We start from the raw sequence: 24,490 nt of genomic DNA, 5'->3' as shown, positions 1-24,490 counted from the left end.
AAACTTAAAATGGAGACAGATAAATCAAGTAACTTAGCTGATAATCCCCTTTAATAATCGTTATCCCAATCCGGCTTGAGCAACTGATTGTGTGGTCTTTGAGGTTTTCCCTTGGTGACTGAGTGATCATCGAAGGCTTTAAAGCATTTATTCTATGAACTTCCAAATATCTTCAATCAGCAAATGGTCAAAGGTTTTGACTTGGTCCTTCAAAATATTTTCAGTTTTCATATTGGGTCTGATGTCGCAATAATAAACACCGTCCAGGGGATTTAACTTAACTGTATAACCCTTGAAGTGGCCCGGAAGGAATGTTGCATTTATACCGTATTCGTTTTCTTTTTTTGTATTCTTCCTTTGCACATCATTAAGGAATACGGCTATATGCGGCGTATCCTTCTCTGTCAATTTATTGTATAGGAATTTATCAATGAAAATCTTGTCTATTCGGTCTTTGCTTGATGTTTTGATTGATCCAATTACTTTTATATCATCATCTTTTTCAATGATAAGGTCGTGCTGATAGCTCATATTGAATTGGGCTTGCCCATCAACAATTACAGGAACCTGTATTACTCCTGTTCTACAATCAATTCCGATTTCATGAATGAGTAACCGGATAAAACGCTCGAACAAATCTCCAGTCAATTTTCTTGCAGTATTTGATTTTCCGGCAGGTAATCCATCCAATGCTGCTCCAATTGATTGTTGAATAGTGTATGTAGAGTTATTTATGATTTTTCTGATTGAATCATCTTTCTTGTCTGCATTTTTTACTACTTTCAATATTTTCATGTATTCTTTTGACGCTTTTGCAAATCCTTTTGCATCATACATCAGGTTTGAGTTGATAGGTCTGGTAATTTGATAATTTCCGGTTTTATCATACTGGTAGAAGCGATAATGGTTTTCATTTTGAGAAATAATTACTGCCTGAAGATTGCTGCTGATAAATGCCAGGTACTCGTTACAAAATGAGATAAAACCTTTAAGGTCTTTGAAGTTATCCTTATTTGTGGCTTGTTTTACAAGCTGTTTTAGAGTCATCGTATAGAGTTTCTTCTTTTAAGGTTTTCAAAATCGTATTTAATCCATTGCTCAATCGGCCAATCTTCAACCAATTCAATCCTGTTTGCAGCCCAATCAAGATATTCTGGTGAAAGGTCGCAGGCAAGCCATTTTCTCTGAAGTTGTTCTGCACAAACAGGAGTTGTTCCTGAACCACAAAAAGGGTCTAATACAACCTCACCAACATTTGAAGATGTAAGAATAAATTTCCTTAAAAGTTCTTCGGGCTTCTGTGTAGGGTGTGGCGTTTTTTCGTGCATTCCATTGCAAGTAGTAGGAATTTCTAACACATCTTTTGGTTTTGCTCCATGCGGATTTGGCTCCCAAATATGATTGCCATTTCTGCCCTTTCCATATTGGCTTGTTTCGGCTTGCGGATGGCTTGGATATTTTAAAGTGTGTTCGCCATAAGGAATACGAATTTCATCAATATTGAAAACAAAACTCTTTGTTTTTCGAAAATGCAAAATGCTCTCGTGGCTTCGTCCCCAATCATTACCAAGATTTGCTTTGTTTTTGTAATGCCAGATAATCCAGCGGCACGATGTAAAATACTTTGATGCCGGATGTTTTAAGTCCGCAAGTATTTCAGAAAAACCACATATATATAGTGTTCCTGTTGGTTTTAAAATTCTTGCAGCTTGCTCAATCCATTGCAATGACCATTTTATATATTCTTCATGGCTTTCAAAGCTGTCCCAATTGGCTTTTTTAATATTGTAAGGCGGGTCAGCAAAAATCAAATCTATACTTTCATCGCTCATACTTTTTAGCCATTCAATACTATTCCCTTGCCATAATTCACCGTTCGGATGTTTGTAAAATAAAATGGGGGAGTCGCCATCTCTTTTTGCAAAATCAATTCCTTTTTTTTCCCCTTTGAGTTGCAACTCTCCAAAAAAAGTTGGCAATTCTTTATTTCTCAATAATGTTTTTCCCATTTTCATTCTTTATTTTTTAGTAAGACACTATTAATTTTTAGAAAAAATAACAGACATCTATTTCAGGCGTTACTTCCCATGGAACGGACATTATACCCTCGCTGAATATATGTTACGGTTGCTGAAAATATAACACACTTATAATTTGTAATGCAAACTAAGAAAACATAAAAATGGAGGCGGTAGTCTAAGGTCTGATGTTTAAAAAGACTCAAGTATTCTACGGATACATAAACGGATATGGCTGAAAATAATAATACGGCGGATAAAAGATGTAGGGCTGGTTTTGATACGGGATATAAGGAGATGGATAATAGTATGGGAAGTTAAAAGGGGTATAATATTCCTGAGGATAAGGCGGATAGTCATATTCCATAAGGCTTCGCTTATTATGGGCACAGCCTGTAATAAGGATTACAAGGAGTGAAAAAGCTATTATTACTTTGAATAATCGTTGAGACATTGAAACACCCCTTAACAAACTGTCAAATCCCCCTCAATCCCCCTTTTCTAAAGGGGGATGTCTACTTGCTTCTTGCTTCTAACTTCTTGCCTTTACCTTCAGTCTTCGGTCTTCAGTCTACAGTCTTCAGCTTACCGATTTCCCCCGGCTTAAACGCCCCCTTCTCAGTTATTATAGCAGTTATCAACTCTGCCGGGGTTACATCAAAGGCAGGGTTGGCTACCTTAACATTATGAGGGGCTATCTGTGTCTTCCCAAACACATGGGTTACCTCTTCAGGGTTTCTCTCCTCAATAGGGATGTGTTCTCCTGATGGTATATTAAAATCTATTGTAGATACAGGGGCTGCAACATAAAATGGTATCCTGTGTTTCTGTGCAAGTACTGCCACACTGTACGTCCCGATCTTATTAGCAGTATCCCCGTTTCTTGCTATCCGGTCTGCACCTACAATACATAGGTCAATCTTTCCCTTTTTCATGAACCAGCCGGCCATGTTGTCAGTAATTAGTGTAACAGGTATGTTGTCCTCCATCAGCTCCCATGCTGTGAGCCTTGCCCCCTGAAGAACAGGCCTTGTCTCATCTGCAAAGACGTTAATATCCTTCCCCTCTTCTTTTGCCGCCCTGATAACGCCAAGTGCCGTACCATACCCGCCTGTTGCAAGTGCCCCTGCATTACAGTGAGTCAGAATTGTATTCCCGCTTTTGATAAACTGTGCCCCATGTTTTCCCATGGCCATGTTCGCCGCAATGTCCTCCTGCAGTACCCTGTTGGACTCATCAATCAGCATCTTTTTAATTACATCAACAGTTTTTTCTTTATTTGAGAGCAGGAACTTCTTCATCCTCTCAATACCCCAGAAGAGGTTTACTGCTGTAGGTCTTTGAGAGGCAATATGGCTGCATATCTTTTCAACTTCTGCATAAAAAGCTGAGAAATCTTCTGTCTTAATCTCCTGTGCCCCCAGTGCAACACCCATTGCCGCAGCCACCCCAATCGCAGGCGCACCCCGGATAATAAGCTCCTTTATTCCTCGTGCAACTTCCTGATAAGTCCTGCAGTCAAAAAAGGTCACCTCAATCGGCAGCCTCGTCTGATCCAGCATCCGCACAACACCCTCTTTCCATTCAATTGTAGGAACCAATTTAAAACCCCTTTCTATTTTTACTCACCATTTTTAAACAATCCGACATAATTGTCAATAACCCTGCCTGTTGCGATTCAGCTTCAATGGCAATTCCTGCATCTTGTCTTAACCTAAACATTATGTTAACATCCCGGACATGGGTAAATATGATACTTATGTAGATGCATGGAGAGATAGATTAAATAAGGGTCTGTCATGAAATAAGTTGTGCATTTAGTCGCTCAGATTTCGGTCAGGTTTGAGTGCGACCGATTGAGCAAACCAGAAGGCGTAGTTGAATCTACGCTGAGGGGTTGCGATTGAGGAGCACACAAAGATGGCCGGAAGATGAGATGCATAAATGTATAGGTTATTTTATGACAGACCCTAAGGAGAAGGCAGAACTTGAAGGCCGCCATGTACGTGCATTGGGGAAGGCTAAGGAATGTGCGGAAGTATTGAAAAAGGAATTTCACAGTTCGGGGGAAATATGCAAGAGGTATCCCAAGCTTTATCCCATCAGCAAGCTCAACCTACATTGTGAAAGTTTCATTCTCCTGTGAGCTGAAGGCTCATTAGCGTTCATCCGAAAATCCTCTACGGCGGGGTAAGAAAACCCCGCCTATCCATTTCTATGCGGATAGGCGGGACTTTCCTGTCCCGCTGATTTTCATGTCCCTTTGTGAACCCTGGTTCATGTGAGTTCATCCGAAAATCAACCCCATCCCCACCCTAACCCTCCCCTTGAAGGGGAGGGAATCAACATAGCCCCCTCTCCCTCAGGGAGAGGGTTAGGGTGAGGGTGGGGTTTTCATTCCCCTTTGTGAGCGCCCCCACTCATGAAAGTTCATCCGAAAATCCCTTCCGGCGGGGTAAGAAAACCCCGCCTATCCATTTCTATGCGGACAGGCGGGACTTTCCTGTCCCGCTGATTTTCATGGCCCTTTGTGAACCCTTGTTCATGTGAGTTCCCCCGAAAATCTCTGATCAAATCTTCCTATCCCACCCTTTAGAAAAATGGGCGTACTAAGAAATTAAATAGAATTTTGTACCAGCAATATGATATAACTTAAAATTATTTATAGCGTATGGAAACAGAATAGGTAATAGGATAGGGGGAATTAAATGGGGCTTTTCTGGGGGTTGATAAGTTTTTTTAAGCATGGCGGTTTTTTTATGTATCCTGTTCTGCTTGTTCTAACTGTAGGGGTTGCAATCATTGTTGACAGGTTGATGTTTCTCAAAAAGGCTTCGATAGACGGTGATGCCCTATGGAAAAGTGTTGAAGACAATATCAGGGCGGGGAGGCTTGAAGATGCAATCCGGCAGTGCAAAGGGTCAGAGGCAGCACTTCCAAAGGTCTTAACAGCAGGATTGGAAAAGGCTAAGCACATAAAACCTACAAAGGATGACAGGGATGAATTAGAGAACCATATTGAAGAGGCACTGCTTACCATTATGCCACAATTGGAAAGCAGGACGCATTATCTTCCGACGCTGGCAAATGTCTCTACACTTTTTGGATTACTCGGAACTATCACCGGGCTTATTCACGCCTTCCAGTCTATAGCATCCTCCGACCCCTCTCAGAAGGCAACCATGCTGGCACAGGGTGTCTCAGAGGCCATGAATGCAACGGCATTTGGAATAATCGCAGCCATTCCGCTCATGCTTTTCCATGTATATATACAATCACGCACAGTGAAGATAGTGGATATGCTGGATGCCTTTTCAATAAAACTTATCAACATACTTACCTCTGAGTAATTAGATATGCTTCGAAGGCCCTCTTTAAGAAAACACAGGATACATGGAGAAAATGAGCTTCAATTAACTGCATTGGTTGACATCATGGTTACCCTTATCTCATTCATGCTCGTAACCGCAGTCTTTGTGAAGATGTCTTCCATAGACCTGTCCCTCCCGGAGGAGACAAAGAGCCCGGTCAAAAGTACAAAAACAGAAAATAGTGTACCATCTCCCCCAGGATTCAGGCTCATCGTTTCAGTTAGTGTGGACCAGATTGACATATTTAATGACAAGACATCCCTTGGGACTTTTAAAAAAGATGAAAAAGGGTCTTATGATTTTACAGGCATTGCAAACGTACTGAAAGAACTCAAAAAAGAATACCCCGAAGAGAAGTCCGCTACAATACTAAGTAATCCCTCAATTCATTATAATATCCTTGTCTCAACTATAGATGCAGTGCGTGAGGGATTCCCGGATATTTCCCTCGAAGAGTTGTGAGAAACGAACTATGATACGCGTACCTACAAGAGTCAAGCGGCATACAAATAAGGTATCTGCCGGTACAGGGCTGAACCTCATCTCCCTGATGGATATATTAACTACGCTGGTCTTCTTCCTTCTGATACACGTAACAAACGACGTTGAGACGGTGCAGGTACCTGGAAATGTTAGCCTTCCTGCGTCATTCTCAACTGTCAAACCAACACCTGGCTTAACGGTATTTATCACATCCACTGAGATACTCGTAGAAGATAAAAAGATAGCACGAATACAGGATGTTCTTAGCTCCGGAGAATCTTCCATTGAAGGGCTGGAAAAGGAATTACTCATAAGGGTTGAAAATGATAAGCAGACCTCCAAAACAGGTCATAAGCAAGATAATAAACCTGATAATAAGAAGGAAAAAAAAATAACAATAATGGGGGATAAAGACCTGCCGTTTACCCTTCTGAAAAAGATAATGAATACCTGCTCAAGGGCAGGATACTCCACGATTACCCTTGCTGTTTTACAGAAAGATGCCTTATGAAGCATCCCGTCAATAACGATAGTGGCGATAATAGTGAACTCCTGTTCAGAAAGATCCTCATCATTGCACTCATTGTTTATGCTGTAATTGTATCAGGAATAATGTTGATACCGTTCAAAGCTGTGATGCAAAAAAGCCCGAAAGCAATAACCACAAAGCCCGTTGAGATACATCTCCAAAAAACAGTACCCGCACAGTTATCAGAAGAGATTAAGAAGAGGCTTGCAGAGGAACAGAAAAAGAGGGAAGAGGAACAAAAAAAACTTCTTGAGGAAAAACGGCTTGCCGAAGAGAAGCGGAAAAAGGAAGAGCAGGAGAAACTTGCACAGGATAAAAAGAAGGCAGAAGAACAGAGGCGTTTAGAAGAAGAACGCAGAAAGGTTGAGGAGAAAAAACGAAAAGAAGAAGAAAAAAGGAAGGCCGCAGAGCAAAAAAAATTAGAAGACGAACAGCGTAAGGCTGAGGAGAAGAGACGCAGGGATGATGAAAAGCGGCTGACTGATCAGAAGAAAAAGGCTGAGGATGAAAAGAAGGCAGTAAAAGAACAGAACAAGGCCGCTGCAATGAACACAGGTCTGCTGAAGGCAATGAAATCCGGGGGTGGAGGAAGATTTGCAGATAATGTGTTTGATTCCAATGAATTGAACAATGCGGTTTCTGCACCATCGCTTAAAGGATCTTCAGCACGTTCACAAGGAGGGGCTTCAAAAGGGACAGGGCAGCCCCCAGCTCAGGGGAGGACATTAAAAGGGAGTTCAGGCATTGGAGATGTTGCCTCTGTCCCGATGACAAAGACCGGCGGACTCAGCGGCCGCAGGGGTGACGGAGGTATAGACACAAAGCTTGCAGGCAAAGGAGACATGGGAGGAGGCGGCAAGGCTTCACCAAAGACAAGGAGTCAGGGGTCAATTAAAGAGGTACTCACGTCACACAGAGGAAGCATAGACTTCATCTACAGGAAGGCATTGAGAGACAACCCGGCATTAAAAGGGACAGTAATAATAGAATTTACAATCGCACCAAGCGGAGAAATTACCTTAGCCCGAATCGTATCAAGCACCATGCATGACCAGTCATTTGAACAGCAAGTTTTGAAACGCATCCAGACATGGAAATTCCCCCCATTTCCAGAGAGCGGCAGCACCGTAATAAAGTATCCGCTGGAGTTTGAACCGGCGTAGGGGTTATCCTGCCTTAATCACCCTGTCTATCCCTGCAAGGTCTTTAATAGTTTCAATCCCTCTAAAAAACTTTTCATTCTCAATCAGACTCCGTACACCCTCTGCCTCTCCATATCCGAGTTCCATAATTAAGAATCCACCGGAAGATAGGTAGCGGGGGGCTTCACGGATGATCCTTCTGTAGAAGTCAAGGCCGTCTTCGCCTCCATAGAGGGCAAGCAGAGGTTCGTAGTTCTTTATCTCAGGCTGTAACTCTGCCATTTCTAACTTTGAGACATAAGGGGGATTGGAGACAAGTAAGTCAACCTTTCCTTCCAAGCCTAATGGTTCAATGGCCTTATAAAGGTCACCGGTAAGAAATGTTATTTTATCATCAACACCATTCCTCTTTGCATTCTCCTGTGCAATTTTCACTGCACCATCTGATATGTCAACAGCGTATACCCTGCTTACAGGAATTTCTTTTGCAATAGATATTGCTATACATCCGCTGCCGGTGCAGAGGTCTAGGATGGTGAGATTATTCAAAGTTAAACCCATCCCCACCCTGACCCTCCCCTTGAAAGGGAGGGAATTTTCTAAATGGGGCGAAGGGGCATCACATTCATATTTATTCACAATATTAACCGCCTCTTCTACCAGTAACTCTGTCTCAGGTCTCGGGATAAGGACATCTTTATTTACCTTAAAGATGAGGCCGCGAAATTCGACCTCACCGATAATGTAATGGGCCGGTTCCCTTCTGCCCCTTCTGTATATAAAATCATTGAACCGCACAACCTCTTCATTGGAAAGAACCTTATCAGGGTCAAGTAATATCTCCTTCCTGCTGCAATCCAACGCATGGGTCAATAAATACTCTGCCTCCATATATGCATCTGTAATCTTTTGTGAAGAAAGATACTCTGATGCCCATTTAAGTATCAATTTAATTGTCCATATTTTCTTATTATTTCGCATAATTGAAATTAACTATAATAAAGGTGTTGTAAGTATTTTTTTTTTATAGTATATTAGTCCGATACAATTAACCACTATTTTTAAATAATTTTATGTCGGACAAAACTGAAAATAAAGATATTATATCAGCAAATAACCGCAGGATATTTGCAAGGATTTCTCTTTTAGGGAAGGTAGAAATAGTACCGGTTAATTCAGGGACTTCAAAACCTGGGTATGCTATAAATATCAGCACAGGAGGTTTGGCCCTTTATTCTGAAGAGGCTTATGAAATAAATACGGAATTAAAAATAATGATATATTTCAAATTCGACATCGGGGAAAAGGCCGAAGAGGTAACCGGCATGGTACGCTGGATAAAACCAATCGGAGATATATTCGGTATTGGAGTCCAATTCAAAGATGTCGGCAGGGAAACCCACCCTATGATATTCTCATATCTTGACAGCAATTAATAACACAATCAGCCCCCGTAGCTCAGTCGGATAGAGCAGCGGTTTCCTAAACCGTTTGTCAGCCGTTCAATTCGGCTCGGGGGCACCAATGATTTACACACGAAAATCCCTACGGCGGGGTAAGAAAACACCGCCTATCCAGACATATAACCCAGACATATAAAAAGGATAGGTGGGACATTCTTGTCCCACTAATTTTCATTGCCCTTTGTGAGCGCCCCGCTCATGAGGGTTCACCCAGAAATAAAAAAGCCCCCTGCGCATGACACACAGGGGGCAGCTATAAATCAATTAATTTATATATCAATTATAGTTATAGTTAGATTTTTACAACATTGACGGCTTTAGGGCCTTTGTCGCCCTTTTCAACATCAAAGCTGACGGCATCACCCTCGTTAAGGGTCTTAAAACCTTCACCAGTGATAGCAGAGTAGTGAACAAATACATCTCTGCCGTCTTCACATGCGATAAAGCCAAAGCCTTTTGATTCATTGAACCACTTCACAGTTCCTTTTGACATCTCATCTACCTCCTTCCTCTCTTTGTAAATTCTCGAATTGTCCTGATACAACAAATAAAAAAAACCACAAAGCTAAGCGTCACTTTGTGGTTAACTAAAGGACAATAACTTCGATGCTCTTTTATAGCATAGCTAAAAACTCAAAGTCAAGGTCATTAGGTGTTATTCAATGTTTTTTAAAATATGCCTTAACTTCTTCAAGTGTCATTGTATTAATCACACTCTCCCTGGTAAGCCAACCCTTTCTCGCAATGCCGACACCATAAATGAGGTTAGTCAAATCACCTGTGTGATGGGCGTCGGGATTAATGCTTATCTTCACCCCACGGTCCTTTGCATATCTGCAATATCGCCAGTCTAAATCAAGCCTGAAGGGGTGTGAGTTCAATTCAATAATTTTCCCCATTTCTGCCGCAGCATCAATGACCTTCATCATGTCTACCTTGTAACCTTCTCTTGATAACAGGAGACGCCCTGTCGGATGTCCAAGCATAGTGGTGCACGGATTGGATAATGCTGAAATGATCCTCTTTGTCATATCTGCCTCATCCATATTAAATCTACTGTGTATTGAGGCAATGACAAAATCGAAACATGAAAGGATTCTTTCATCATAATCAAGTGAGCCGTCCGGCAGTATATCAGACTCAATCCCTTTAAATATGTAAAAGTCACTTAACTCCTCATTAATCGCATCTATCTCTATATGCTGTTCGCGTACACGTTCTTCCGTCAGACCGCCGGCATAATGGGCAGATTTGCTATGATCCGTTATCCCGATATATTGATACCCCATTCCCCTCGCAATATTTACCGCTTCTCTCATAGTCATGCTGGAATCACTATACGTTGTGTGCACATGGAAAAGCCCTTTTATATCCGATGTATCAATAAGTACAGGTATTGTACCCTTTTCTGCTGCCTCGATCTCCCCCTTATCTTCCCTCAGTTCCGGCGGAATATATGAGAGTCCAAGTGTGCTGTATATCTCAGCCTCATCCCTGCAGGGTATAAATTCTTCTCCCCTGAACAGGCCGTATTCATTCATCTTAATCCCCATCTTTTTTGCCCTGCCTCTGAGAGAGACATTGTGATCTTTGCTCCCTGTAAAATAATGTAGTGTGTATGGGAATTCCTTATCAGTAATAAGCCTCAAGTCCGCATTAATCCCGGTCTTCAGGACTACACTTGTCTTTGTATCACCCTTTCCAATAATCGAACCGACTAACGGCAGGCCGGCAAAAAAGTCCATAACAGAAACTTCATGGCCTGTTTTAACACTTGCCACAATATCAATATCTTTTATAATCTCCTTCCGGCGCCTGATACTGCCTGCGATAACTGACCTGATGATATACTTATTCCCTTTTAACAGGTCAAGGAGCTTCTCTGCCTCTGTCAACGCAATGCTGATGAGAAAATGTCCTGCCCCCTTTTTATAATATTCTATCCCCTTTAATATCTTATCCTGTGTCGCCTTACCAAAGCCATGCAGATCAATAAGCCTGTTCTCATTACATGCGTACTCAAGCTCTCCCACAGTAGTTATGCCGAGTGAATCATATAATACCTTCGCCTTCTTTGGCCCAACACCCTGAATCTTTATTATCTCCAGCAGTCCGGAAGGTATCTCATTTTTTAGTTCTTCATAATAGGTCAGGTGTCCTGTTTTATATAGTTCTGAAATCTTTTCAAATATTGCCTTACCTATCCCCTTCTTCTCTAATAATGACCCATCTTTTATCGCATCCCCAATATCCTCTTCCAGAGACTCTACAGCCCTAGCCGCATTACTATAGGCCCTTATCTTAAAAGGATTATCCCCTTTTAACTCAAGGAGTACAGCTATATCCTCCAATATCCCGCTTACAGTGTCTTTATCCATCACCCGAAAATCACCATAGCTCACCCCCACCCTAACCCTCCCCCCTCAAGGGGGAGGGAATGAAGTTATTCTATTACCAAGAGCCTCTGTCCGGTTTTTACATCAGACTTACGAATAACCTTGCCTGATGGAAATGTTACCTCTACATCAACCACTCCATCATACCTGCCGAATCCAAACGAGGCAATCATCGAATGTTGAGACCCGCTCCCCTTCCCACCCTGCACTTCCCTGATCTGTTTCATAGTTTCGTTTGCACACGAAGATCCTTCTTCCGGCGGGGTTGGAAAACCCCGCCTATCCATAAATAGAGATGACCCCCCATCCACAAATGGGGAAGACTGCCTATCCGTGAATAATAAATTGAGGATAGGCGGGACATTCTTGTCCCGCTGTTCTTCATGCCCCTTTGTAAGCGGCTCGTTCAGTGACATTTCCTTTCCGCAATCCGATTTCCGCATAACTGTCACCCTTGCCCCGATACCTGAACGGTTTGACTTACTGCCGACCACTTTTACCTGTAGATAGTGGTTACCATTACCATCATTTCTAAAGAGCCGTACACCATTGCCGGTTCCGCTTGCTGTTATCAGATCAAGGTCACCGTCATTATCAAAGTCTGCAAAAGCATTCCCCCAGCCATTATCCACCCTCACACCGGCAAGCCAGGTAATATCAGTAAACGTTCCATCACCATTACCTTTATAAAGGAAACTCTTCTTTCCTTCATAAGTGGAAGTAAAAAACAGGTCAAGCATACCGTCATTATCATAGTCTGCAAAAGAAGGGTCAGCCGTTGTTTCTTCAAACCTTATACCGGAACTCCCGAACCTATCTTTGAAACGATAATCAGGAGGCCCCTGATTCTCCAATAACATACTCTTATCAGAGAATCCGATGTACCGGGGGTGTGCAAGATTAGAGACAAAAAGGTCGAGGTTACCGTCATTATTATAATCTCCCCAGTCTGCACCTATTGAATGTCCGTACATCCCCTCCTGCTCATATCCCTCTGCCCCTGCCTCTTCAGCAACATTGGAAAATATTCCCTCTCCCCTAAGGGGAGAGGGTAAGGGTGAGGGGAGATGGATGGGTGAAGTGTTATTCCTCCACAAAAAATTCGAGTCAAGCCTGTAATTGGAAACATAAATATCAGGGTCTCCATCATTGTCATAGTCTCCCCAACTGACACCCCTTCCACACATATTTTCAGGCGGGGCAATCCCAGCGGCAGTGCTTACTTCTTCAAACGTATTGTCACCATTATTATGATACAGCCGGTCAGGTGTCCCCATAGCCCTTTCTATAGTCGTGAACAAAGGTTTTTCATAATTGGCAACATATATATCTATAAACCCATCCTTGTCATAATCCCCCCATGCCGCGGCCTCAGAAGGAAATGGATCAGGTGTTTGTGCGGCGTTTTTTGTAATATCAGTAAATGTCCCATCCCCATTGTTTCTCCAGAACCTGTCAGTAGAATCTTTACCCGATGCAAACGTGTAAAAATCAAGATTACCATCATTATCAAAATCGCCCCACACCCCGCCGTTTGCACCGGTGACATAAGCAATCCCTGCCTCTTGTGTAACATTTTTAAATGTCCCGTCACCGTTATTTTTATACAGCATATATCCGTTAAATAGCAGATCATCATAACCGTCATTGTTGTAATCCCCCCAGCTCACGCGTTGAGTGTTAACCCCTTTCAGCCCTGCCACTTCAGTTACATCTGTAAATGTTGTAAGCCCCTCCATTCCGGCAAATACCTTGTAGAACGGTTCTTTTATGCTGTAATGAGTCTCTAAAATATTACCGAGGTTTTGATATGCATTGTCATTTTCTCCGGCCTTTAATGCGTTTATGTATGAAAACAGTGCATCCTCTATTTTCCCCTCTTTTTCCTCCAGCACGCCCGCGTGATAATACAGGCTTGAGTTAAAATCATTATACTTCTCTCCCATATTATATGCCCGCTCAGCATCTCTGTATCTTCCAAGCTTATAGTATGCCCACCCAAGTGTGTCATAATATACACTCTCTGATTTTTTTAGGTCCTTATACCATTCAGCATCAGGATAAAATTCAGGTTTGTCCGCCGGGTCAGGCTCTTTAATCAAAGTTAATGCCTTTTTCAGATAATCAACTGCCCTGTCCAACGCAATATCTGAGTCTACATAATTTTTAGCGACAATAAAGTTTGCCCTTCTGTTATCAGGGTCGTTCCTGATCCAGTCTTCTCCATATTTGTATAAAAGTTCTTTATCATTAAGTTCACCTGCAGCGATATTGAGCCGCATAACATTTTCTAAATATACATGTTCCCTGCTCATAGAAAATGTTTTCATAAACTCATCTATCTTGGCAAGCCTTTTAACTGCATCCTTTTCTCTTAATAACTCTTCAAAAATATCAAGAGCAAGTAGACCAACAGTCTTTTTATCTGCACCTGAATCAACTATGTCTCTTGCGAGTTCTGCTGACTTGTCATATTCATGAAGAAAGTTTAAACCTTTATATGCTGCCATTAATCTCTCAGGCTTTTTCTCACCATTATCAATAAATCCCTCAATCTCCTTTTTTACCTTTACCTTAACTTCTTCTGTATAACCGGTTTCTTCAAGCTCTAATGCCCATAAACCTGCATAAGCATCATAGGCATTTTTATCCCGCCTTATCCCCTCTTTATACATATTCTCAGCGCTGTTATAATCTTCAATTGATAAGAAGATGTCGCCAAGTGTAATCCAAGCCTTAGAATTATCCGGTTGATAGGCAATCGCCTTCATAACAGTAGTTTCAGCCTCATCATACTTACGTTTTTCAATAAGCTTTTTACCCTTTTTCAGGTTTGAATCCGATACGTATGATTTAAAAACAGATGTACAACCGGAGGAATTTAATGAAAGAATGACAAGAAGAATCAGGAAAAGTTTTTTGACCATTCTCTGGAATGAAGACATGTGAGCTTCCAACGCTCATATAATTTTCTCACCTCTGCCTCACTATACTTTGCGGCCTTTGGAGTAAAAGATTTTTTTGAACCAGGAGATTTTTGATTAAAATTCATACTCGTCATACTTTTAGCATCCGGATTTATTAAAAATGCAATACCGGCTGCAACAGGGTAATCTTCTTTTGTCTTATATACCGGCATATTAAGTACGTCCGATTGGAACTGTAACAGATAAGATATTTCCGATAGTTCACCGCCTGAGACGATCCTTTTTATTTGAATCCTGTTGTCCTTTTCTACAAGGCCCAGATTATCCTTCACCATAAATGCAACAGCCTCAACTGCAGAACGTACAATATCATTCCGTGTTGTAGATGACCTCATCCCGAACAGACATGCAGTTACGCCCTTTTCCCCATAAGGTGAACCCAGCCCTGTTATAGCAGGGACCATAAATATTCTCTCCTGAGATCGGCGGCATATATCATCAATATTTTCCTTAGGCTTGGTGCTGATAAGCCCAAGATTCGTTTGCATCCATTGGAATATTGCCCCGACAGATTTCATATTCCCTTCAAGTATGTATGATGTATTTCCATTACCATTCCCATCTGTTGACCAGCCTATTGCAGCCGACAGGCCATGCAAAATAAAAATCTTCTTACCTGTGGTAATTTGAATCGTCCCTTCCTTACCATAAGTAATATTTACCTCCCCCTCCTGCATACAGCCGTTGCCAATCAGAGAGGCATGTTTGTCAACGATACTCGCTAATATTGGTATCCTCTGCCCTTCCAGAACAGCATCTCCATAAATGTGAGACGTCGGATAAACATTAGGGAGTATATCCGGAGGTATGGAAAATAGCTCGAGCATTTCTTTATCCCATGACTTTGTAAGGATATTAAACAAAAGTGTCCTTGAGGCATTAGAATGATCTGTGGCGAAAACTGCGCCCTTTGTAAGGTGCCACATCAGAAATGTATTGACTGTCCCGCACAGAAGACGGCCCTTATCAATAAGTTTGCCGGATTGTTTAATATTATTCAGAAGCCACCTTAACTTTGGGGCAGAAAAAGTGACTGATAATGGAAGGCCGGTTCGTTCACGTATGCTTTCACGGTGGTTGCTCTTTTCCCTGCAAATTTCAATACCACGCGTGTCATTTACACTTATTGCATTATAAAGAGATTTACCTGTCTCCTTATCCCATACAATTATAGTAGAAGGCTGAGTTGCTAAACCTATGGCAGATATTTGCTTTTTTTTAGGACCAATCTTCTTGAAAAGCGATTTTACTGCACTTAGAATACTTTTGAGGATATCATCTGGCTTGTATTCAATCCATCCTGACTTATTAGGAACTGTATTGAGTGGAGTTTCTGCCCAGGCTATAACCTTTCCTTTGTTTTCTGTGAGGGTTGCCCTTGACCCCGACACACCCTGGTCCAGCACAAGGATATATTTTCCCATAGGTATCTATGTCCTCAGTGGTTTTTCCAAAAACAAACCCCATCCCCACCCTAACCCTCCCCTTGAAGGGGAGGGAACAAACTAAGCACCCTCTCCCTCAGGGAGAGGGTCCGGGTGAGGGTGGGGTTGTGTCATCCTGAGCTTGTCGAAGGATGCTTCCATTTTCATAACCCGTTATGAGCTTTGGCTCATGCAGTTTCTTACAACCATCTAAGCTACACTTTTGCCTATAGTAGCAAGTTAGATATTCAAAGTCAATATGAAAAATATGGCTTTTCCCTCAATATTAGGGCGATTTTATGGCGATTTTCATGTTGTTGACAATGCCTGACACTTAGAGTATTATACCTAAGTTTTAGGCTGCTAAAAAATCAATATATAAGGAGCCATTCCATCGGATGGAGCTCTTCTGGGAAAAGGTCTTAGCCTTAAGAATAAGCAAAAAACTTGTAGAGGTTTGCAACAACTGGGGCTTTAATATCCGTTATTTTAACAGCCTCGGTCAGGAAATAAAGAGCATCTACAAGTCAGAAAACACCGTCTGCGGTCTTATCGAACACACCCCTCTTGCTAAGCATGAGTGTGATTTATGGATAAAAAAGCTCGCACAGCAGGCAAAAGATTCAAAACAATCATTAATTAATAAATGCCCTGCCGGATTAATTGCATTGATTGTCCCAATTATCAACAATGACGATTGCATCGGGTATGTCATGGCAGTCGGTGTATTGGACCATAAACCTGCTGAACATGAGATTCAGGAGTTAAGAGGACATTTATCTTCATTTAATGTAGATAAAGATGAGTTCGCTGAGAGATTTCGCCACGTCCCTGTAATAACACAGGAGAAACTGGAAGTTTTTAAAGGTCTCCTTGAGACAATGGTTGAGGAGATGGTTAGTTATCAACGTGAGATTTCAAAAGATGAACCTAATCAAATAAACTATCCTGAGATACAGAAGAATTTCGATTTCTCAAGTGTTGTAGGCAAGAGTCCTCCCCTTTTAAAGATCTTCGGCACCCTTGAAAAGATTATTCCGAGTGATAGTACCGTGTTGATTCTTGGAGAAAGCGGCACTGGAAAGGAACTGATTGCACGTATAATACATTACAACAGCCCAAGAAAAGATAAGGCATTCATAGCAGAAAATTGCAGCGCATTCAGTGAAAATCTCCTTGAGTCTGAACTGTTCGGCCATGAAAAAGGGGCATTTACAGGGGCAGTTGTCCAGAAGAAGGGATTATTCGAACTTGCAGATGGCGGCACATTCCTGTTGGACGAGATAGGTGACACAAGTCCGGCACTTCAGACAAAGATGCTCCGTGTATTGCAGGACGGGGTCTTTAAGCGTGTGGGCGGGACAAAGTTTATAAATGTAGATGTCAGAGTTGTCGCTGCCACAAACAGAGACCTGAAAATGATGGTGGAAAAAGGCACATTCAGAGAAGACCTGTATTACCGGTTGAATGAAATAAAGATACACCTCCCTCCTCTCAGAGAAAGGGCAGAGGATATTGCAATCCTTTCAAACTACTTCCTTACAAAGTTCTGCACTGACCGCCATATCCCTATAAAACAGTTATCAGATGAAGTTGTAGACTATTTCTTGAATTACAGTTGGCCGGGAAACATCAGGGAACTTCAGAATGAGATAAAAAGAACCACCCTTTTAGCGGGTTTTGATACCTTAATTACCAAAAAGCTCATTTCAACAAACATTGTTGAAGATGTAGAGAAAAAATCCTACATAAAAAAACCCAAATCCTCAGGCACACTAAAGTCCATTGTTGAGAATGTAGAGCGGGACGTAATCAGGGAAGGCCTTGAAAGAACAAACTTTAACAAAAGCAAACTTGCAAGGGAACTCGGCATAAGCAGAAAGAACCTTATTTTAAAAGTAATGAAATACGGCCTTGAGAAGATCGAAAAGAAGAAATAAAGTATTGTAGTAAAGATATACATTACTCCCCGCAATTATATCAATAGAATCAACGAGATAGCATACCTCTCATAAAAGCTTTTCTTTACTGTATAGTATTTACACACTGTTTATTGGTTAAGTAGTTGATTACTTTAGTAGTTCACTGCCCACTATTCACCATTAACTATTCACTGCCTTTAAAATATCCCTTGACAAATACCATTCAAATCATGTATGTAGGTTCGGCAGATTAATATGATCCGATATATTAAAGACAGTGAACAGTGAACAGTGAACAGTGAATAGTGAATAGTGAATAGTGAGCAGAAGCAAGCAGATAGAAATAAGAACAGAGAATCCCCTCCTGCCCCCTTTTTTTAAGGGGTCAGGGGGAATTTCATAGATTCCCTCCCCCTTGGATGGGGGGAGGGTCAGGGCGGGGGTGCCTCAATAATTCCCTCCCCGTCAACTGGAGAGATAGGGTGCCTCAATAATTCCCTCCCCTTCAAGGGGAGGGTTAGGGTGGGGATGGGGTTATCTTTGTACGCAATGGCACAATAGTTGCAATTCAAATAACTAATGCAAGTAGGTTTAAAACCTATGAAAAAGAGCTGGATATACATCCCATTGGTAACAGCAGGGATTGTTACATTAGCGGCAATCTCTGCAACCGGTAATTCAATGGTCGGTTCCAAACACGACCTTGGATACCTGAACCAGAGGGCTTTCGGGAGCGATCAGGGACCTATGCAAGGGACGGCATTTATAGACTACGGTGAAGTTTGCGTTTATTGTCACACCCCTCACAGTGCAGATTCTACTGCACCTCTGTGGAACAGACAGTTAAATCCAAACCCTTCGAATTATCAGGTCTATACAAGCCCTAACTTCGATTCTAAGACCAATGGCCCTGATGGAATTTCACTTGCATGTCTCTCATGTCATGACGGCACAGTTGCTGTAGACGCTGTTATTAATCAGCCCAGGTCAAGAGAGGTTATTGATACAGGGGTTCATTACAAAATGAAACCTGGCGGAGCAGGAGCAGGCGGTGATGCATGCGGAAAATGTCACAGCCGTAATTCAGGGGCTTACGGGGGGTTGTCAGGCGCCCATGATGCAACATTGAAATATCTTGAGACCGACCTTACAAACGACCACCCTGTCTCCATGTCATTTCCAACTTATGAAACAGACCCTGGCTTCAATCAACCGTCTATCCCATCAAAAGACGGCGGAAGAGAATTTCCAAATGGTGTAAAAACATTCGGCGGAGACAAGGTACAGTGTGCATCGTGTCATAATCCACACGACCCGGATGAAAGAAATGCAGAAGGAAGAGACCCTTTTTTAAGGGCATCAAATAAATACAGCGCATTATGCTTAACATGCCATCAGAAATAGTGAACAGCAGTAAATGGTGAATAGTAAATAGTACGGAGAAACTCACTACCCCTTTAGAAAAGGGTTCACAAAGTATCCCCCCTCCCTTGACGGGAGGGGGTTAGGGGGAGGGTGAGCTACGGAAACCATGGAGGGTTCAAAAAGGGTGTTATTACAAGGTCAATGTACGGTACAGACAATCCTAAGCTGCTGGAAACAATTATTATTCATCTTTATTGCAGTAATCTTAGCGGCCGGATGTGCAGCACCCAAAAAGGAGACAGAGCTTATATGGCCGCTGCCTCCTGAAAAGCCAAGGATAAAGTATTCATACACAATATCATCTGAAGATGATATTAAAGAACAGACTTTTTTAAGAAAACTAAAAGAATTTTTTATCGGCAGAGAAGCAATATCAGAACTTGGCAAGCCTTATGCAGTACATGCTGATAACGAAGGAAGATTACTTGTAGCTGATAGCTCATGGGGAAAGGTTCTGATATTTGACAAGAAAAACCATAAATTTACTGTCATCGGCGAAACCGGCGCCGGGGTACTAATGAAACCTCTTGGTGTTACAACAGACTCTGCTGATAACATATATGTCACTGACTCTGCTCAAAACAGGGTCGTTGTATATGATAAAGAAGGTAAATTTATAAAAGCAATGGGGAAGGAAGGCACGCTTGACCAGCCTATCGGAATAGCTGTAAATGACTCCATTGGAAATGTATTTGTAGTTGATACTAAAAAACACGCTGTTCTTGTATTTGACATGAATGGCAATGTACTAAAAACCATTGGACAGCGCGGGACAGGTGATGGGGAATTTAATTTTCCAACGAATATAACCCTTGATAAAGAGGGTACCATATATGTAATGGACAGTTTCAATTTCCGGGTTCAGATATTTGATAAAGATGGAAAGTTTCTTAAACGGTTTGGAGGGGTTGGAACAGGGCTTGGCCTGTTTTCAAAACCGAAAGGCATTGCGGTAGATACCAACGGACATATATACATTGTGGATGCAGCATTTAACAATGTCCAGATATTCAATAAAGAAGGGCAATTACTGCTTTTCTTTGGGGAGATGGGCAGCAAACCCGGCCAGTTCTGGCTTCCGGCAGGCATGGCCATAGATAAAGAAAATAACATTTACGTTGCAGATCAGTACAATAGAAGGATCAATGTTTATAAGTTCTTAGGCGGAGAAGAGGAGGAAAAAAACAAAGGAGGTGAACAATGAAGATAACAATTAAATCGAGACGTAATTTAACAAAGAAAGGAGGTGAAAAGAGAATGAAGTATTCAAAACTAATAATAACCTTCGTTGCTGCAGGATTAGCATTGGGGACATATATCAGCTCACAGGCTGCAGAGGATGTAAGAAATTCCAAACATAATCTATCTGCAAACAGAAATATTACTGCATTAGGTGAAACAACCGGAGTAAACGGAGGACCAGACGGACATGTAAAGTTCTCTGGCACTACAGAGGTGTGCGTGTTCTGTCATACACCACACGGCGGCAGGACTGATGTTGCCGGAAATGCTGCCCCGATATGGAACCGTGCATCATCAGTAGCTGTATATGATGTGTATACAAGCCCTAACTTTGATGCTGCCGGTAGTAGTCCAGGCAATCCCAAAGGGGTATCTGTGGCATGTCTTAGCTGTCATGACGGAACTGTTGCATTTGATGCATTGGTAAACCTACCGGGAAGAGGCGGTTATCAGGGGGTAGACCCAGTCAGTAACCCAGATTGGACAGGTTCTGGTACTCTTGTAGATACAGATGACACCTTTAATGCGGCTGCGGAACCATTCCCAAATGTAGGAACAGATCTACGAAATGACCACCCTATATCAATGGAGATACCAGACACAGACCCCCAGTTTAATCAAATCAGGACTAATCTTGACACTGGAGCATTGGGCAATGGTAAGGTAGCCTTTTTAAGCAGAAGCGGTGATTACACTGATATTCCAGACAAAAGGGATAGGTTAAGGGCATACCCTACAGTAACAGGAAAGGCTTACATCGAGTGTGCATCATGTCATAATCCTCATGAAAATTCGAGCACACGTTTTCTGAGATATCCTTCAACTGATGCAAGCGTACTGCCTTTACCAAGTGGGGTGAGTGCGGCTGACCTTAATCTCAATCGTAACATGGGCAGTCTTCTTTGTCTAAGCTGTCACCAAAAGTAGTTAGAATGCAGTAAATAGTGAATGGTAAATGGTTTATATTAAGGGTAGGGGAAAGGAGTTCCCCTACCCTATTTGTCTATGTAGAATATTAAATAATAATAAATTCTAAATCCTAATATCGAAATACTAAATAAGCACCAAAGGACAAACTACAAAAACCAAAACAACTTGTTTAAAATATTTGAATTTCGTATTTGTTTAGAATTTAGGCATTAGAATTTATTGCTTATATTTAGAAGGGAGAGGGGTGGTTGCACCTCAGGAAAATAAACGCCTCTACACAATCGTATCTCACCATTGCAGTTCTACTGGCAATTCTCATTGTTGTATTACTTTTGCCTGCTAATGGGTATCCTCAGGGATTAAACCTCAACGGCCTGCTTGCTGTTGATTATTATTCCACAGTCACTTCAAATAAAACACTTGGCCAAATGGCCACTGGTGAAACTTCCGGTTTAATACAAAGATATTCAATAAGCGGTTCTGGAGTTGTCCTTTCTCCGAAAATATCTTCGTATTCGGCCAATATTGGCCTTACAGATTCTACTTACAAAAATAATCCCTATGAAGGAGCATCTACAAAGGTAAGCAGGAATACCCTGACTTATAGCCTGCAGATGGGCATGATTCCTACATTAACACCTATCAACCTTTTTGCACAGAGAAATGTTATAGGGACAGAAGGTGCCGCAGACCTAGTCTCTGATACGTATAGCCTTGGATGGTCCACAACACTGCGGACACAAACATCCATCAGGCTCACATTGCTCCAAATAGGATCTGAATACAAAGACCCTGAGAATCCAAGAGACACAAGGATAAGAATCGCAACAATAGGTTTGACACAGAATTTAAGCAGCGGTTTTTTAACAACCAACTACCAGTTTACAGATTCCCTTGTAACAGACAAAAAATTGGGGCAAGATACTACCAGCAATGTACACTCATATAGTATTAGAGGTGAAACCAGACTTTCCCCTACACTGTTCCTATCAGGAAATGCAACATATTTCCCCAAAGGAAGCTTCTTTACCCCCGGCGTTACTACAACTGCAGAGACAACAGGAGAAATAGGCTTACTCCATCAGACCGAAACACGACTTACACAAGCAGCCAACTATGTCTTCCGTAAGAGCGAAGGCGGCGGAACACAAAGAGATGCAGTCACATACAATATGAACTACAACCCTATCGGGAAAACAGACTATAGGACAGATGTGGCCTATTCATCATCAAATTCCGAGCAAAGCAATACAAATGAATACCGGCTCACAGGCGGCATAAATCACCGTCCATTTTACGGTTTGTCTATCTCAAGCAACCTGGTACTTAACCAACTCAATGTTACAGGTATTACTGAAAACAGGATGGACAGGGTCGGTGCACTAGCAGGTATAAATTATTATAAACTTTTTGATTTATTTAACATGAACACAAACTATACCGCTGATTTGAGCTATGTCTTTTCAAACCAGTCAGGGGCGGATGGCGGCCTTATAACTCAAACAGCATCTATGGGGCTTGCATCCAGAAACCTGGAGTCTGCACAGATTATTACGTCTTACACATTTCTCTTGAGAAATAACCTGATTATTAAGACTGAAAACAGGCAGGAACAATCAGTACACTTTGAGGTCAGAAGCACCAACACAAGAAATCTTCAGCTTCAGGCAGCAGCCAATTACTCAAATGTCCTCAAATATGGAGATGCCTTTGTATTCGACAGCAGGGCTGAATATAATTTATGGGCCGGTACAGGTACAGCCATTGGTTACAAATTCTCCAACTTCCCAAGTGCCACAAACTCACAGGATTCCCAGGTGTACATGATAGAAGCAATACACCAGAGATATTTTACAAGGCGGCTCGGTATGAACCTTATAATACACGGAGAACGTGAAGAGTTAAGGTACACGGAAAAAAACAAGGTTACGCTTAATACAACTTTTAATTACATGATAGGTAAAATCACCCTTAATCTTGAATTCCGTGAGGACTATACAAAATATCCCGAATCCGTATATAATATCCAGTCGTATTTCGTGAAGGCAAGCAGACCGTTTTAAATACAGTGAATAGTGATTAGTGAATGGTGAACAGTAAACCAGAGATTTTACAATAGCAATGATTTAGGCAGCAACTGAAAAAGAAGTCACTTACTATAACGCTTTCTATCCCGCATATACGACTCTGACTAATAAATAAACATCATAGTGATCTTCAAGATATATACATTCTCTAAGACTGAATTCTTCCACTTCGTCTATATTGATACCGGTTGGTACAAGAATCTCTAATGCAAATTCTTCATCCTCATAAGGTGCGATAGTGCGTATGCGTATACCAGAAAAATGTTCATGGAGCCGCTCTATAAAATAGGTTACAGCTTCTGTTAGAACAGCCTGTTCCACTAATGGTGTCTTCATAAATTCACCCTCTTCAAGGTATTTCCTTGCTAAATTTAGACGATTGCCTGTAACTATATTAATTCCATCATTACCGTATAGTTACCCTTCGGCTTTCTCCTACCCCACACCTCGAAATATAATACCCGATAGGCTCCAGGTATCTATTAAATACTTATTAATGCTATAAGAAAACTAACACAAAAATAAGTAAAATTACAACCCCTTTTTCTGATCCTACAACAAAATTGCTTTACTATGGGCTGATACACATTTTAGAATTCCCCTCTATACAAAATATCCCGAATCTGTATATAATATCCTGTCGTATTTTGTAAAGGCTGGCAGACCTTTTTAAATAATAGTCAGCAGTTAGCTGTATACAGGTAGCAATAAAAATTAATCTAAAGGGCATTACATTCCGGGGACATCCATGATAATTCATTGAATAGATGGGGGGACCGTCATGAGTGAGGCGCTACAAAGATGAAAATATGTTGCCTAACTTTTGTCATTCCCGAAGTTTTTAATCGGGAAACTGATTTTAAATATATCCCCGATAGAGCCATTCGGGGATGACAGAAAAGCATTTGCGGATGAACCGTCATGAAACGTAGGTTTCACAAAGGAGGATGAAAACCACCCCCCCAAGCCCCCCCTTGTTAAGGGGGGGAAAGTTCCTTTGGTGCTCAATGGCCAACGGCAATCCCCCCCTTTGTTCAAGGGGGGGCATGGGGGGGTTATTTTCGGATGAAC

Annotated in this window: 22 protein-coding genes and 1 tRNA gene; 12 read left to right on the top strand and 11 right to left on the bottom strand. The window is 41.7% G+C overall.

Going from position 1 to position 24,490, the window contains the following annotated elements:
- Nucleotides 1–147 precede the first annotated feature (147 nt).
- From HZA08_07765 to mtnA, 4 genes are all read right to left on the bottom strand, one after another.
- Nucleotides 148–1,047: a hypothetical protein gene (locus HZA08_07765; GenBank protein ID MBI5193320.1), complete on the bottom strand. Its 900-nt coding sequence runs from the start codon at nt 1,045–1,047 to the stop codon at nt 148–150.
- A complete protein-coding gene (locus HZA08_07760) occupies nt 1,044–2,009 on the bottom strand; it encodes a site-specific DNA-methyltransferase (protein MBI5193319.1) in 966 nt (321 codons plus the stop codon). Before HZA08_07760 ends, HZA08_07765 begins: the two co-directional genes overlap by 4 nt.
- A gap of 220 nt (nt 2,010–2,229) precedes the next feature.
- On the bottom strand, nt 2,230–2,472 hold the full coding sequence (locus tag HZA08_07755; GenBank protein MBI5193318.1) for a hypothetical protein: 243 nt from the start codon (nt 2,470–2,472) through the stop codon (nt 2,230–2,232).
- 112 nt (nt 2,473–2,584) lie between these two features.
- A complete protein-coding gene (gene mtnA / locus HZA08_07750) occupies nt 2,585–3,619 on the bottom strand; it encodes an S-methyl-5-thioribose-1-phosphate isomerase (GenBank protein ID MBI5193317.1) in 1,035 nt (344 codons plus the stop codon).
- A gap of 302 nt (nt 3,620–3,921) precedes the next feature.
- Here mtnA and HZA08_07745 point away from each other — a divergent pair, with 302 nt between their 5' ends.
- Complete coding sequence (locus tag HZA08_07745; GenBank protein ID MBI5193316.1) at nt 3,922–4,164, top strand: hypothetical protein; 243 nt, start codon at nt 3,922–3,924, stop codon at nt 4,162–4,164.
- A 284-nt stretch (nt 4,165–4,448) separates the two neighbouring features.
- Here HZA08_07745 and HZA08_07740 read toward each other — a convergent pair whose 3' ends face one another.
- The gene (locus HZA08_07740) at nt 4,449–4,592 is read right to left on the bottom strand and encodes a hypothetical protein (GenBank protein ID MBI5193315.1); all 144 of its coding nucleotides are present in this window, start codon (nt 4,590–4,592) and stop codon (nt 4,449–4,451) included.
- A gap of 134 nt (nt 4,593–4,726) precedes the next feature.
- Between HZA08_07740 and HZA08_07735 the strand changes: the two genes are divergently transcribed.
- Genes HZA08_07735 through HZA08_07720 form a run of 4 tightly spaced genes read left to right on the top strand, consistent with a single transcriptional unit; the run spans nt 4,727 to nt 7,564 of the window.
- The gene (locus HZA08_07735) at nt 4,727–5,368 is read left to right on the top strand and encodes a MotA/TolQ/ExbB proton channel family protein (GenBank protein ID MBI5193314.1); all 642 of its coding nucleotides are present in this window, start codon (nt 4,727–4,729) and stop codon (nt 5,366–5,368) included.
- Between the two features lie 6 nt (nt 5,369–5,374).
- Complete coding sequence (locus HZA08_07730; protein ID MBI5193313.1) at nt 5,375–5,851, top strand: biopolymer transporter ExbD; 477 nt, start codon at nt 5,375–5,377, stop codon at nt 5,849–5,851.
- Between the two features lie 10 nt (nt 5,852–5,861).
- The gene (locus tag HZA08_07725; GenBank protein MBI5193312.1) at nt 5,862–6,383 is read left to right on the top strand and encodes a biopolymer transporter ExbD; all 522 of its coding nucleotides are present in this window, start codon (nt 5,862–5,864) and stop codon (nt 6,381–6,383) included.
- Entirely contained in the window at nt 6,380–7,564 is a 1,185-nt protein-coding gene (locus HZA08_07720) for a TonB family protein (protein MBI5193311.1), read from the top strand. Before HZA08_07725 ends, HZA08_07720 begins: the two co-directional genes overlap by 4 nt.
- Nucleotides 7,565–7,567: 3 nt before the next feature.
- Here HZA08_07720 and prmC read toward each other — a convergent pair whose 3' ends face one another.
- Nucleotides 7,568–8,524, bottom strand: a complete 957-nt coding sequence (gene prmC / locus HZA08_07715) for a peptide chain release factor N(5)-glutamine methyltransferase (protein MBI5193310.1) — start codon at nt 8,522–8,524, stop codon at nt 7,568–7,570.
- A 92-nt stretch (nt 8,525–8,616) separates the two neighbouring features.
- Between prmC and HZA08_07710 the strand changes: the two genes are divergently transcribed.
- Together HZA08_07710 and HZA08_07705 are read left to right on the top strand one after the other, a co-directional pair.
- Nucleotides 8,617–8,979, top strand: a complete 363-nt coding sequence (locus HZA08_07710) for a PilZ domain-containing protein (GenBank protein MBI5193309.1) — start codon at nt 8,617–8,619, stop codon at nt 8,977–8,979.
- A gap of 11 nt (nt 8,980–8,990) precedes the next feature.
- Nucleotides 8,991–9,067: transfer RNA gene (locus tag HZA08_07705), tRNA-Arg, on the top strand.
- 231 nt (nt 9,068–9,298) lie between these two features.
- Here the strand turns inward: HZA08_07705 and HZA08_07700 are convergent.
- The 4 genes from HZA08_07700 to HZA08_07685 all read right to left on the bottom strand — a co-directional run bounded on the left by HZA08_07700 (nt 9,299) and on the right by HZA08_07685 (nt 15,813).
- Complete coding sequence (locus tag HZA08_07700) at nt 9,299–9,499, bottom strand: cold-shock protein (protein ID MBI5193308.1); 201 nt, start codon at nt 9,497–9,499, stop codon at nt 9,299–9,301.
- 166 nt (nt 9,500–9,665) lie between these two features.
- Nucleotides 9,666–11,384, bottom strand: coding sequence for a DNA polymerase/3'-5' exonuclease PolX (gene polX, locus HZA08_07695; GenBank protein ID MBI5193307.1), 1,719 nt, complete (start codon nt 11,382–11,384; stop codon nt 9,666–9,668).
- A 65-nt stretch (nt 11,385–11,449) separates the two neighbouring features.
- Nucleotides 11,450–14,329, bottom strand: a complete 2,880-nt coding sequence (locus HZA08_07690; GenBank protein ID MBI5193306.1) for a VCBS repeat-containing protein — start codon at nt 14,327–14,329, stop codon at nt 11,450–11,452.
- On the bottom strand, nt 14,308–15,813 hold the full coding sequence (locus HZA08_07685; protein MBI5193305.1) for a hypothetical protein: 1,506 nt from the start codon (nt 15,811–15,813) through the stop codon (nt 14,308–14,310). Before HZA08_07685 ends, HZA08_07690 begins: the two co-directional genes overlap by 22 nt.
- 398 nt (nt 15,814–16,211) lie before the next feature.
- Between HZA08_07685 and HZA08_07680 the strand changes: the two genes are divergently transcribed.
- From HZA08_07680 to HZA08_07660, 5 genes are all read left to right on the top strand, one after another.
- On the top strand, nt 16,212–17,753 hold the full coding sequence (locus HZA08_07680; protein ID MBI5193304.1) for a sigma 54-interacting transcriptional regulator: 1,542 nt from the start codon (nt 16,212–16,214) through the stop codon (nt 17,751–17,753).
- A 561-nt stretch (nt 17,754–18,314) separates the two neighbouring features.
- Nucleotides 18,315–19,139 carry a hypothetical protein gene (locus HZA08_07675; protein MBI5193303.1) on the top strand — a complete coding sequence of 275 codons (825 nt, stop codon included), beginning with the start codon at nt 18,315–18,317 and terminating at the stop codon, nt 19,137–19,139.
- Between the two features lie 145 nt (nt 19,140–19,284).
- On the top strand, nt 19,285–20,364 hold the full coding sequence (locus HZA08_07670; protein MBI5193302.1) for a 6-bladed beta-propeller: 1,080 nt from the start codon (nt 19,285–19,287) through the stop codon (nt 20,362–20,364).
- A complete protein-coding gene (locus HZA08_07665) occupies nt 20,361–21,329 on the top strand; it encodes a hypothetical protein (protein ID MBI5193301.1) in 969 nt (322 codons plus the stop codon). The genes HZA08_07670 and HZA08_07665 overlap by 4 nt, the downstream gene beginning before the upstream one ends.
- Before the next feature lie 251 nt (nt 21,330–21,580).
- The gene (locus HZA08_07660) at nt 21,581–23,395 is read left to right on the top strand and encodes a hypothetical protein (GenBank protein MBI5193300.1); all 1,815 of its coding nucleotides are present in this window, start codon (nt 21,581–21,583) and stop codon (nt 23,393–23,395) included.
- A gap of 105 nt (nt 23,396–23,500) precedes the next feature.
- Here HZA08_07660 and HZA08_07655 read toward each other — a convergent pair whose 3' ends face one another.
- Nucleotides 23,501–23,755, bottom strand: coding sequence for a hypothetical protein (locus HZA08_07655; GenBank protein ID MBI5193299.1), 255 nt, complete (start codon nt 23,753–23,755; stop codon nt 23,501–23,503).
- Nucleotides 23,756–24,490 lie beyond the last annotated feature (735 nt).

This window comes from Nitrospirota bacterium (assembly GCA_016212215.1).
In the GTDB taxonomy this organism is placed as follows: Bacteria; Nitrospirota; 9FT-COMBO-42-15; order HDB-SIOI813; family HDB-SIOI813; genus JACRGV01.
This window is presented reverse-complemented; position numbering and strand designations above follow the sequence as displayed.